An 11,971-nucleotide genomic window follows, 5' to 3' on the forward strand; every position below is an offset into this window, starting at 1 on the left:
CCTGATGCGACTGCCTCTTATGCGCTTCCTGTTCGTCAGGCCGGCACTTTGCTTACAGCTTCCTTCAGACCCCGCCTTACGACAACGCCCTTGCTGTTCGGCTAACGGTTCCCATCACCAGGGCCCGTAGAGGACTTTCACCTCCAAGTCCTCGAACGGATACCACCCCGGTCGAGCGATGCTTGCGCACCACGCGCCATGCTCGGCGCACCGAATAAAAAGCCGCCTACTCAAGGCAGGCGGCATCAAATTAAAAAGGATAAGCGTGAGCTATTGCGGTTTGCGGACAACACGCTCTCTGTATTCGTCGCGTGTGATATCGCCCGCGACGTAGGCCGCCGTCGCTGCTTCCAACAGTGGGTCGTGGACATAGCCCTGCCGCATGTTTGCAGCACGCGCCTGATCTGTAGCCTTTTTGCGCTTGGCAACAGCTTCTGAAGATCGATCCGGACGGGGGGCATGAAAGTTCATCTTCAAAACTCCTATTGTGACAACTCCTAGCACAAAATGCGCACAAAATCCAGAAAACAAAGGGATTTCCGCGACTTTCGGTGTAGTGCGCCCGGCACTCAGCCGGGCGCTGTTGTGCTATCAATTACGCGGTTCCCATTCGAGAACGGCCTGAAGGCTTGGGTCGTCCTGCCCCCCGAAGCGGCCCAGGTTGGCGTTGTAGTTCAGGCGGCGGATCGAGAGGTTCCGTTTGAAACCTTCGCCATCGGCCTTAGCCTTTCTCCAGATACCACCGACCTCAATATTGAAGCCACGCGGGGACTTGGCGAAAACGCGATGCGTAGGGGCGTCCGGGTTGTCCGAATTGAAGGGCACGACCTCGATGTCGATGTCGTCAGTCAGGGTGGAGATGCGACCTTTGCCGGATGCGGTGTCGAGGTCTTCGCTATCGAACTGGATGAAGTTGGTGATTTCGTTGGCCATGGTATTCACTCCTCTATGTGGTTGCGATGATCGTTCCAAGGCACGGCGGTAAGCGGTGTTGCACCCTTGGGCCGGAGCGCAGCGAAGGAAGCCGAGGGCCGAAAAATTTGTCGCGCGAGGAGCCGCAGGCGGGGAAATTTTTCAGGCTTCCGGCTTTGCGGCAACCGCGTCGACGTGCGAACGAGCGTCAAAAGCAACCGAATTAGAGGTGTGCTCTATGCGCCAATATGGCAACTCGTATCGTTGGCACAGACCGCTGAGACTATACCGATTGTACAACGCATGATAGCCGGATATAGCGCAATTTCAACGGGTCTTGTGTAATAGCGGCAAATATCTATAACCATAACGGTTCTCCGCTCTGATTATTCGATAACGCCATTTTGGCTATGTTGGAGGGCTTATCTGGAAGCATGTGTCCGTCGATATAGATGCGGGCTCTCTACGTCCGCCGCCCATATTCCAAGCAAACGTTCGCGTGCTTGGTTCTCGGCATACCCATATTTGGCAATGTCGATGCCGTGGTTTCGCGGCAAGTAGCGCAACATCGCTTCAGCCTGACCCGCGCGCACCATTGCAATGCCGATATCCGTATTCCCGAGAAAGCACTGACCAACGGACCGGTTATAGCGATCGACGTCAACGATCCGGCAGGACACATGCTTGCCGTCGATCATTTTGCGAAGGTAGCTGCGCGCAACCAAGCCGCACGGCCACGTCTTGCCATTCAAAAAGCCACTCTGCTTCTTTTCGCAAGCGTCGATTGCGGCAATCCGCACGCGCTGTTGTCGTACGCTGATCGTATCGCCATCAATGACGCGGGCTGTTCCAGCAACGGAACCCGACCATTGTTCGGCGGCAGATAGCCCGACAGTCAGCAGCAGGCCTATCGCGGCGGAGAAAATGCAACGAAAGATCACTGTATACCCTCCATTCCATGTCGGGCAGCAAGCCCGAAAACCGAGCGGGCAAGATACAATTCGCCGGCAGCGGCGCGCTCTGTCATGGCCCGCAAATAGCCGCCCGGCGACTTCACTTGCCTCTCGTCGAACTTCTGCAGCGTGATTGCGATAGCAATCGCGGCGGCCTGTTCCCCCATCTGATCGACCGCACGGCGGCGTGCATCTTCGGAAATCCCGGCCATGCGGCAGATTTGCGGGGCGAGACGGGCCAAATCAGTCCAGGTGCGGGGGCGCGATATTCCATAGGTGTTCAGCGCCGGTATTGCCCGTAACAGATCCTGCAGGGCAACTAACGTTTGTGGCGGGTGGTGCGGTTGATTGACTAGGCTCGATTTGCCTCCCAGGCTTTTTTCGAAAGCCCTCTTACCGGCGAAGCCGGCCTTTAAGATACCGAGTTGTTCGGCATAACCCGAACGCATTTCCTCTCTACTATCTTCAAGGGAATAGGGGTTTGTAATCTGTTTGTGCATGTCGTTTTCGGCATACGGGCATGTCGATTTTTCGTTTCTACCGGAAGACTGGTCACGGCGTGGCAGCTGCATCACCCGCTCCACGATCCATTCAATTAAGCTTGTTGCGCGTCGCAGAACAGCGCTTGATGCCTTGCTCGCGATGCCTACTGCTTCGAGAACGCGCGCAAAACGCTTCTCGATAATGGCGCGCAGGCGCGCGGGCAGGTCCTCGACGGAGGCGAGTGCGAAACGCAAATTGCGAACGGCACCGCGATAGCGACGCAGGTTCGCATTGAGTGCGTTCTTTTCCGCCTTTGCCTGCCGGACCATGCCGTCAAGCTCCGCAAAGCGGGCAATCAGAACGCGTAGATCAATACCGCAAGCGTCGGCAATACTGCCGTCCGCATTTCGGACCGGATAGCGCTTGTAGTTACCGCTGTCCTGCATGGTGATGACACCGGCGTCAAACAGCCGAGACAACATTCGGCTGACGCGGCCCTCGGATCGGCCGACCTCGAAGGCAAGTGCTGCATTGGATTTGAACACGATCGGTCGTCCGCCCTTGTCATAGCTCTCGGCTGGAGCAGTATTGATCAGGGCCACAAGCAAGTGCGCTTCGACGCCATTGATCAGGCCAAGGCAAGGAAGAGACTGCGCAAGGCCGATCAGCTGGCCACGTGTCACCGATCCGATTTCCGTGGACTGAGCCAGCCGCCGAAACTCGGTTCGTTGTGGTGTCTGTTTGCGGCCAACCTGCCGCGCGGGTTGTTGGGTTTCCCCCATCTTCCTCGTCTCCTTAATGGGGACCAGGCAAAGCTTTCCCATTCGCCGAAAAGCGTTTTTGTTTGACTTTGGAAGTTGGGAGTGCGATTTATAAAGGACTGAATGTTTGTAATTTGCACCCCGCTTCCGGATTTTTTCGGGAGCGGTTTTTCTTTTATAACCCGGTCAGGATTCTCCTTGAGATGGTTATGAATTGCATCGGTGCAATGTTACCGATTTGGCTCTTTCCGACAACCCTAAATTTTTCGTTCATTCTCGGTGTCATCACGATATCAGTGCATTATCGTGGGTATTACTGCATTCTAAGCGGCATTTAACCGCCTTCGTTTCCGTAAACGGGCATCTTGCCCCGGTTTCCATTTTACCATTTCGGTTAGTTATGAGCGCTTAGCAGTCGAAAAAACCGCCGCCACCCGAAAGAGGCCTCCGGCAACCCTACAGCGCGGGTTCCTCCGGCCTGCTCCGTTCGCTACGCTCTCTTCGCAAATGAAGTCCTCGCATTGGAACTACCGCGTAGGCGATTCAATAATTCGGGCTAAAACAAAAATCGATGCTACACGAGCATCAGCGTTGGGCGACATTTCTGCAGGTCAATCGCAAAGCTGCACCGGTCATCCATCAATCACGTGCTGACAATAGCGGACCAAATCAGAAATCTGGTCGAAGCTCAAATTTTTCGGTTGGACCAGAGCACAACGCCCAATGTTGTGGGCCACTCCACATTCTGTGCGGCAAAAGCAGGTGTTCATGACACTGTCTGGCGTGCCACTGCAGTTTTGATCTCCGTTCATCTTGATTCATCTAATCGACGACGGTAGGATTAAATCCTACAAAGGAGGTATGCACCATGCGGCGCTCCACACAACAATTCAGCATTACCCTGCCCAATGAAATGGCCGAGATGGTCAGGGCCAAAGTCGCAGCAGGCGAGTATGCCACCGAAAGCGAAGTGTTCCGTGACGGCTTGCGCACACTTGCTGCCCGCGACAAGGCCGTCGAGGCCTGGCTGCGCAACGAAGTTGTTCCGGCGGCCGCTGCCCTTGACGCCGATCCGGGCCGGGCACTTAGTTCTGTACAACTGCGCGCCCAGCTAGCTACCAGGCGCGCCAGCAGAAAACCCGTCACCACGTGAAACGCTTCGCTGTCGAATATGCCCCCGAGGCCCTTGATCAATTGGCGGCGATAGAATCCTATATTGCAGAGGCGGGTTCCCCGGAAGCTGGCGAACGTTTTGTTGATGAAATCGTGTCCCGTTGCGACGCTCTGGAAAGTTTTCCTGAGCGTGGTGTAGCGCGTGACGACATGCTGCCAGGTTTGCGCACGCTCGGCTTCCGCCGTCGTGTCCTGATCGCTTACACGGCTGACGGCACAAGTCAGACAGTTCGTATTCTTGGTATTTACTATGGTGGCCAGGACTACGAAGGTCGGCTTGTCGACCAACAATCTGATTGAAACCAATCATCCAACAAAAAACCGGCGAGTGTTGAGTTTCACCGAGAACTCCCCCGCCTCTACTCCCAAGCAAAGATGGCAGGTTTAGCGCTGATCTGAAAAGCAGCGCTCCTCGCTTAACGTATCATCGTATGAAGTGTGCCACCGTTAATTCCCAGCGGTGCTGAAGCTGCGCCCAGATTACCATCGCTCGCGCTGATGGAGGGATTGGTCGCAAACAGCGCTTCCTGCTTCACTACGCACCGCCAACATCAAAGACGATGTCGCTGGATGACAGGTCCGCGAGCGACACATTCTCGATGAGGATTCCGAAATCATCAGTGCCATTGAAGGAGATGTAGACACCGTCTTCTACGTCACGTGATGCCGCAAGGAGGCGTCAAAGTCATCTATTCCCGTAACTCCTTGCGCCGTTTCGGAAAACTCGATTCTATCGCCGCTTGCACCATCAAAGTCGAGAATATGGTCAACGCCTTCGCCAGTTGGTGGAATCAGGAACCAGGAGAAGGTATCAGCACCGGGACCGCCAGTCAGCTCATCCGAACCGCCCCCACCACCATTCTGAAGCCTGTCGTTTCCCTCACCGCCGAAGAGGCGATCGTCTCCACTACCCTCCAAAATGCCCTGATCAACAAGCGTATCGTTTCCGCCGCCACCGACAAGCACGTCATTGCCAGAGGACGACGAAAAGAACGCCTCGTTCGCATCGGAACAAGAAGCTGGTTGTCCTGATCGCCAGCCACATGAGCGGAGATGCCTTCAATATTGAGGAAGGTGAGCCCAGTCGGTGTCGTCCCGCTCGCAGCATCAAAAACGATCGGGGTCTCCGACTTACCAAACTCGATCGCGAGTACGTCATAGCCACCGCCACCATCCACGAAACAGTCTCGGGAGGCATCGATCCAATCGTCGCCGCCGCCGCCCCGGATGACGTCATTGCCTCCAAAACTGGCAAGCCGGTCGTTTCCGTTGCCGCCATCGAGATAGTCGTCACCATCATAACTGTAAAGGACATCAGCACCATCGCCGCCAAGGAGTATATCGTCCCCGGCGCCACCCATTAACCAATCCGCGCCAGGTCCGCCCTGGATCAGGTCATCTCCTTCGGTGGTGGTTACGTCAAACGAGACCATGGAAGCGTTAAAAGGGTTACCGGAGCCGACTTTTCCAGCAGACATAACCTCGAACGTGCTTGGATAGTCGCCGACACTCACTTGCGCAAATGTCTCAGATATGAGCGCGGTTCCAGCAGGTATTCCAAAGCCAAACTGCAGAACGTCGATCGATCCGGGTTGACTGAACTCTTCAGTCTGGGGCATGTCCCAGATTCGATCAATACCCTCGCTAGACCGCAGAGCAGCTGCGTGCTCTTCTTCTGAAAACTCGATCACGCCCGCATCCTCCTGAAACGACAGTAACAATTGTCGGGATAGCTATAATCATATCAATAAAGATGAAAATATACCTTTCGTCAATGACGTATAACTACGTATACTTTAATTCTATATTTAAATTATTTTACGATAGGGAAGCGATTTCTTCTGTTTTCTTGCTAAATTTCGTTAGGGCGAGCCGGTGCAACTTGCAACGCACATCAACGTCATACGATATTCGCCTGTCAGATCGTTGGTGGTAAGATACTGAATGAAACACCGCCGTGCTGATCAACTTCCTCAATATCCAATGGTAGCCGCTCATCGCCATCGGAAGGTATCAGTTCAACCTTCTGTGCGTTCTTTGCGACAGCAACCGCCTGTTTATTACCCCAGAGTTTGCCGCGTCTTGTCATGTCCAGACCGTCAGAAGGCTCTGCGATACTGAACTCAATCTGTCCGGCATCGACACCATCACAGATCAGACTACCTGGTCCATTTAGAAAAACGATGCTCACGCTTGCTCCTCCTCGCTTTGGCCGAACATGCTCTTACGGTCGGTTTCATAATGTTTCAATCGTCGGGCTTTGGCGGTCGATGGAAATAGTGAACAGTTGCGCAGCGTAGACGCATTTAATAATCTCCTGCTGCAATACTTATATTGCTTCATCAAAGAGGTTCGCATGGCAACTGGCACTGTAAAATTTTTCAATCACGATAAAGGTTTCGGCTTCATCACGCCAGAAAATGGCGGAACCGATGTATTTGTGCACGTATCCGCACTTTTGCAGGCCGGCGGATCACTCCAGGATGGTCAAAAAGTCAGTTACGATATCGGCCAGGATCGCAAGACTGGAAAATCGAAAGCGGAGAACGTACGCTCACTGTAAGGCTATCGAGGCCCGTCGTGGCAACCCACGGGCGCTGTTGGTTGCTCTGCAGCGCTCCCTTTCTCTCGGAGCCAGTTCCGTGATGCGCGCAACTCGTGTGCTTCGCTAGCTGCCATCAATTGGGGCTCGAAATAAATGACCCGTTTGAGCAATATTGGCAGGATCCAATAGATAGAAGTAAAGAACAACATTTACCATTCTTTCGATAGGCTTTTGTTCCCGGAATTGCGGCAAAGCATTATTTCGGTGTCCAAATCTGTCCACATTCTATCCATACGACAGCGGTCATTTACGCTGAGGGTATTTAAAGAATGAACATAAACTCGACTATCGTCGCAAAGCCGCCCGTTGCCACAGAGAAGGATCTTCGCAGGTGCAAGGCGATCGAAAGTTTACTGGTACAGCCTTTGGGCGTTTTACCGACTGAGATCGGTGATCCGATCCGTCCGGTCACAATCGGCTTTTTTCAGCAGGTTTCTCCCCTCCTCAAGCCGGACGCAAGCGTCACTGCCCTTCGTCGTGCTATCGGCGCTTACGTTCATTCTAAACGCTATTATCTCAGCTGCAGCCTGGCGGACGCGATGCGCCATGACCTTGACGGTAACCCTTTCGAGCCAGTTTCTGATACAGACAGGCTTAATGCGGAAGAGCGACTATCCGCATCCGGACAACAAACGAGCATAGTTCCGACTTCATCAATAGCCCCCTCCCCGGTATCGGAGACACAAAGCAAAAGAGATTTGATCCGCGCTGCGCTCCTCGGGAAATCTCGTGGCTGACATTCACATTGGCTTGCACTGTTGCACTGCGTTTTGCGTTCGTATTGCTGTGTGCGACGGTACCGAAATTGATAAACGCCTTGCCTCCTGGTCGTCAGTGCCTCATTGCGATCCTGCCAATGCCAAGCTTCCATTGCTTCTCATCCCTGAAAACAGAAGCTGGCTGATGGAGAAGCCCCCTGCCCTCGCCTTTTGGGTAAGGGATCGCAAATAACCGCCAGGTGAATTGATGGTCGCCAGTTTCTGCAGAATCCAGGCAATGGCCGTCGATGCCGCTTCTGCACCCATGAAGCTCACAGCGTCACGATAGGCTGACTGGCTAATTCCAAGAAAGCTAGAAACGATTTGCGAAGCATCATGAAGCTCTCGCCATGTGCTGACGCCGTTTGAGCCATATTCGCGAATATCCGGACATGTTCGCAGCACCTGGTCAAGAGAAATGGCAGGTAAAACCCGGATACTGCTTTTGCTTTGGAGGGTCGAAGGAACCGCCAGTTCCGAAGAAGGCGCCTTCAAATCAATCTTTTGGCTATATTGAGATTCAAAAAGGGATTCTGTCAGGGATTCATTATGCTGCCGCTCATACTGAGCGACGCTGCCGCTCATTTCCGGAACAATTGCGATGTTTTTCAATGCGATAGCCAATTCTTCGCCAATGGCTTCCAGATTGGCCTTGATAATCGCCAGCTCATCGAGCGATGCCCGGCGAGGAATACCGTCTACAACAGCACGAAAGCGAACAAATAGCCCTTCAAGACCCTCAGAAGGGTCAGCGGATGCATCCGCATTCTCTGAAAAAGCCAAAGCGATCTCTCTTCGCATGACTGACACTTCATCGCGAAGGCGCTTCAAGGCTTTTTGTTCAGCGAGGATTTTATCAGCGATACCGGCAATTTCAGACGCGCGATCAAGCAATGGTGCAAAGGAAAACCCGAAGGCAAGTTCAACGCTCCCTTCCCTGTCCTTATGTGCATAACGCTTGCGGGTCGGGCTATCTTTCCGCGCAATGATGCCGGCTTCAACCAGTGAAGCCAGATGACGGCGCAGCGTAGATTCAGGCATGCCATGGGCACGCAGCGACAGCTGGCGATTGGATGGAAAAACGACGAGGCCGGTTTTCTCATTCATGTCATCGTCAGGGAGAAATGACAAAAGCGAACTGAGCACGGCAAGGCAGCGATCATTGAGATTGAGCGCTGACTTGGCCACACAGAGCTGTTTGTAAATCACCCATCTGTTCACCCCCCTGCCCTGCTTGTTCTGCAGTTCAGGATTTTGGGCAAATTGAGCCCTTCGCCCGCGAAACGCGGACGTAACAGTTCCCAGAATTTGCATTCCCTCTCACCTTTCTAAAGGCAAAAGAAAACCACCCGCCAAAATGACGCCAATGACTCTTGACACTGATTCTGAGAAATGCGATTCGTATCTTGCTACAGAAAAACGAAATAGCCTTCGCAGACTGACGTTTGTGGGGGCTTTTTCTTTTGCGGATTACTCTCCACTATCTGGTTTAGATGCTCTGAATTCCTCATAGAGGCCTTCAAGACGAGTTGATAGCCATTCACCAAAGGGTCCTGCATCATCGCTCTTCAGAGAGATATCGACTTTCTTTGGTTTCCGATTCATGGAAAAGGCAACTGAATTGTCCTTGGATCTCCAGAACTTTGCAGGCTGCTGTTTCTTACCAACTTTCGCATTCTGGGCGGTAACAGATTTCGTGCCTGACTTGATGGTATCGAGAACCATCAAAAAGCGATTATCAGATGACGCTGAATAGAACTTGTCCTGATCCGTCATCGAGTCAATGTCGGTTGCAATCCCATCTTTAAATGCGACCGAAAGATCATACCACCGATCTCGACCAATACCTTTAGATGGTCCAATTTTCAGAATGAGATCAGACGGTACGTAGTTGGTCACTGACTGCATCTTTGAGAGAACTGTCTTATTGACAGCTAGTGCAGACATCACCGTTTCGTTGTCGAACTGCTCCGCGAGCTTTTTGGCGAATAGTGCCCGTTCAATGAAACTGAGATCAGCACGAGCGGTGTTTTCCTGACCTTGCGCAATAACATGGTCACGATCAGAGAGTGGCTTCACAGTGGCCTTGACTCTGATATTTAAAGCCTTTGCAGCTTTCGCTCTGCGATGACCAAAAACAATCTGGTATTTGCCTTCAACAGTTGGATTGGGGCGCACCAGTATAGGCGTGTCCTGGCCACGTTCACGGATTGCTGCAATAAGTTCTTGAAGGCTTGTATCGTCATCATCTTCTAAGCGATCAACGACAAATGAAGTCTCCAGCTCATTCGGATCGAGCTCGATGATGTGGGTGCCGTTTTGAAGCTGCTTCTCGATTTCTTCAGCCGCGGCGACCTTAGAAGCCATTTCATCGGCAGCCCGTGACATCATCCCAAAAGCACCACGACGACCTGATGTCTCTATTGCTGCTGCGGGTGTAGGTGTTTTCGACTCAGCGTTTACGGCAGTAAACTTTTCATCCTTGGTATCGTCCATCAATCCAGACATGATGCCTTTACGTGCCATTAGACTACCCTACCCCATGCTTTGTGGACGAGGTTAACGACCTCTCCGTTGACACCGTGTAAGCTTTCCATAGCGCGGTCATATGTTGAACGCGTAAGCTGTGAGCGCTCGACCTCGTACAGTGTTTGCTTTGTGATGCCTGCATCCGAAATCGCGGTTGACTTTAGCATTTCATTTTTGAGAACGAAGCCGCCAAATAATGACCGCATGAAGTGAACCATTTGATTTTGCGGAATATCACCTGGTTCGTATCGAGTAACAAGATATCGCATCCAATCCAGAGACATGTTGCCGCCGCCACGCTTAATCGGGTCCAGGATTTCGCCAAGCATGAGCAGAAACTGGCACATCGACATAACGTCGAGCATCTGTGGGTGCACTGTAACGAGAACAGCAGTCGCCGAAGACAATGCGGTAAGCGTCAGATACCCCAGTTGCGGAGGGCAGTCGAGAACGACCACATCGTATTGATCTTCGACTTCAGACAGAGCAGCGTCAAGGCGGGTGAAGAATGTACGCCCCATGTCTCGGGTGCCCTTCTCGCTCAGGATCAACGGCGTATCGTATTCGAATTCCTGCAGATCAAGATTGGCAGGCACTATATCGAGACCGGGAAAATTTGTTTTCTTGATAAGTGCACTGAGAGGTTTTCTATCATCATCGTAGCGGATGGCTTCGTAGAGCGAGGGCAAATGATCGAGTTCTGGCTGGATGCCATGAAGCGCTGTCAGAGATGCTTGCGGATCGAGATCAATGGCGAGGACACGATGACCTGTCAGTGCTAAGTGCTGTGCGAGATGAGCCGTAGTCGTAGTCTTACCTGAGCCGCCCTTAAAGTTCACGACACCGATAATTTGCAAATGCTCGTCATTCTTACGGTGAGGAACATACATACGTGAATCGGAGCGGCCATTGGCATCGAGATACTGACGCATTTCCAGCATCTGTTCGGCCGTGTAAGAGCGACGGCCAGTAGCGGTAACGGCTGGCTGTGGCCCCTTGCCATTGAGCGATAGATTCTTAAGATGTCCTTGGCTGACACCTATATACTCTGCTGCTTCAGCAAGCTGGAATGCGCGAAGCGTCTTTACTGCGTCGGGCGGGAAGTTCTCCAGGCGATGCTTTTCCAGTCGACCCGACAATGCTGATCCCTGCTTCAGGATGAGTTGATCGAAGTCTGACAATGGTTTGTCGGCATCAAATGCGATATTCATAGAGCGAAACCCGAAAGTGCGATTTTAGTCGCGTTAAAAGCAATTTATCGCATTTAGCTCCGATTCTCAGGGTTCTGCAAGGAGTTTTAAGTTAACGAAAGGTTAATGCAAGTCCTAACCCCATAAGTTTACGGCCGTAAACTCCAGGACTGACGGATAGTCACGAATATGGTCGTCCTTGCCCGCATCTGCGCCTAGACGGAAATGCGAACTATTGGTTGCCGGGATTAGGTCATCGGTACGCATCACCAGCCAATCTATCAGGGAAAAGTAATAAGCTGAAACACTGGAGAAACGCGAGTTTCCCCTCCCAGTTGGCTTCTGAAAGCATGCTTGATGGCAAGTCTGGCGATTTTTGCGCTCTATCGCGATTCAGACTAAGATCTTTCTTTCATTTCAAATGAATTGCGGTGCGATGACAATCACGATCACAGCATTTGAAAGATCGCCTGATGGTGGCAAAGGACTGGCCCGTGATACGCGCGTTCGATGGGCGCTCGAAGAAGTAGGCCGGTGTTGTCACGTTAAGTTTCTTTGGCCGGAAAGGTCAGCGGCTCGTAGATATTCAGGCGACACCGGCCGCAAT

At 52.5% G+C, this 11,971-nt stretch carries 13 protein-coding genes and 1 pseudogene; 4 read left to right on the forward strand and 10 right to left on the reverse strand.

Features of this window, described 5'->3' with window-relative positions:
* Positions 1–270: 270 nt before the first annotated feature.
* The 4 genes from HWX93_RS21835 to repC (HWX93_RS21850) all read right to left on the reverse strand — a co-directional run bounded on the left by HWX93_RS21835 (position 271) and on the right by repC (HWX93_RS21850) (position 3,130).
* The gene (locus tag HWX93_RS21835) at positions 271–471 is read right to left on the reverse strand and encodes an antitoxin VbhA family protein (protein ID WP_176038706.1); all 201 of its coding nucleotides are present in this window, start codon (positions 469–471) and stop codon (positions 271–273) included.
* Positions 472–591: 120 nt separating this feature from the next.
* A complete protein-coding gene (locus HWX93_RS21840) occupies positions 592–933 on the reverse strand; it encodes a DUF736 family protein (RefSeq protein ID WP_105545503.1) in 342 nt (113 codons plus the stop codon).
* Positions 934–1,334: 401 nt separating this feature from the next.
* Positions 1,335–1,823, reverse strand: coding sequence for a thermonuclease family protein (locus HWX93_RS21845; RefSeq protein ID WP_176038716.1), 489 nt, complete (start codon positions 1,821–1,823; stop codon positions 1,335–1,337).
* Between the two features lie 26 nt (positions 1,824–1,849).
* The gene (gene repC, locus HWX93_RS21850) at positions 1,850–3,130 is read right to left on the reverse strand and encodes a plasmid replication protein RepC (RefSeq protein WP_176038707.1); all 1,281 of its coding nucleotides are present in this window, start codon (positions 3,128–3,130) and stop codon (positions 1,850–1,852) included.
* Between the two features lie 847 nt (positions 3,131–3,977).
* Between repC (HWX93_RS21850) and HWX93_RS21855 the strand changes: the two genes are divergently transcribed.
* Both HWX93_RS21855 and HWX93_RS21860 read left to right on the forward strand, forming a co-directional pair.
* The gene (locus HWX93_RS21855; protein ID WP_176038708.1) at positions 3,978–4,262 is read left to right on the forward strand and encodes a ribbon-helix-helix domain-containing protein; all 285 of its coding nucleotides are present in this window, start codon (positions 3,978–3,980) and stop codon (positions 4,260–4,262) included.
* Positions 4,259–4,582 (forward strand): type II toxin-antitoxin system RelE/ParE family toxin, encoded by a 324-nt coding sequence (locus HWX93_RS21860; protein ID WP_176038709.1) that lies wholly within the window; start codon positions 4,259–4,261, stop codon positions 4,580–4,582. Before HWX93_RS21855 ends, HWX93_RS21860 begins: the two co-directional genes overlap by 4 nt.
* 351 nt (positions 4,583–4,933) lie before the next feature.
* Here HWX93_RS21860 and HWX93_RS23290 read toward each other — a convergent pair whose 3' ends face one another.
* The 3 genes and pseudogenes from HWX93_RS23290 to HWX93_RS21870 form a co-directional block, all read right to left on the reverse strand.
* Entirely contained in the window at positions 4,934–5,248 is a 315-nt protein-coding gene (locus tag HWX93_RS23290; RefSeq protein WP_176038710.1) for a hypothetical protein, read from the reverse strand.
* Positions 5,249–5,475: 227 nt separating this feature from the next.
* Positions 5,476–5,901: pseudogene (locus tag HWX93_RS23295) on the reverse strand (calcium-binding protein); the annotation flags it as partial.
* Positions 5,902–6,200: 299 nt separating this feature from the next.
* Positions 6,201–6,473 (reverse strand): hypothetical protein, encoded by a 273-nt coding sequence (locus HWX93_RS21870; protein ID WP_176038711.1) that lies wholly within the window; start codon positions 6,471–6,473, stop codon positions 6,201–6,203.
* 165 nt (positions 6,474–6,638) lie between these two features.
* Here HWX93_RS21870 and HWX93_RS21875 point away from each other — a divergent pair, with 165 nt between their 5' ends.
* Entirely contained in the window at positions 6,639–6,845 is a 207-nt protein-coding gene (locus tag HWX93_RS21875; RefSeq protein ID WP_100557522.1) for a cold-shock protein, read from the forward strand.
* 311 nt (positions 6,846–7,156) lie between these two features.
* The gene (locus HWX93_RS21880) at positions 7,157–7,624 is read left to right on the forward strand and encodes a ProQ/FinO family protein (protein ID WP_176038712.1); all 468 of its coding nucleotides are present in this window, start codon (positions 7,157–7,159) and stop codon (positions 7,622–7,624) included.
* Positions 7,625–7,726: 102 nt separating this feature from the next.
* Here HWX93_RS21880 and repC (HWX93_RS21885) read toward each other — a convergent pair whose 3' ends face one another.
* From repC (HWX93_RS21885) to repA, 3 genes are all read right to left on the reverse strand, one after another.
* On the reverse strand, positions 7,727–8,959 hold the full coding sequence (gene repC, locus HWX93_RS21885) for a plasmid replication protein RepC (RefSeq protein WP_176038713.1): 1,233 nt from the start codon (positions 8,957–8,959) through the stop codon (positions 7,727–7,729).
* A gap of 156 nt (positions 8,960–9,115) precedes the next feature.
* Complete coding sequence (gene repB / locus HWX93_RS21890; protein WP_176038714.1) at positions 9,116–10,171, reverse strand: plasmid partitioning protein RepB; 1,056 nt, start codon at positions 10,169–10,171, stop codon at positions 9,116–9,118.
* Positions 10,171–11,385, reverse strand: coding sequence for a plasmid partitioning protein RepA (gene repA, locus HWX93_RS21895; protein WP_176038715.1), 1,215 nt, complete (start codon positions 11,383–11,385; stop codon positions 10,171–10,173). Before repA ends, repB begins: the two co-directional genes overlap by 1 nt.
* Positions 11,386–11,971 lie beyond the last annotated feature (586 nt).

The sequence above is a fragment of the Brucella tritici genome (genome assembly GCF_902825325.1).
Taxonomy (GTDB): domain Bacteria; phylum Pseudomonadota; class Alphaproteobacteria; order Rhizobiales; family Rhizobiaceae; genus Brucella.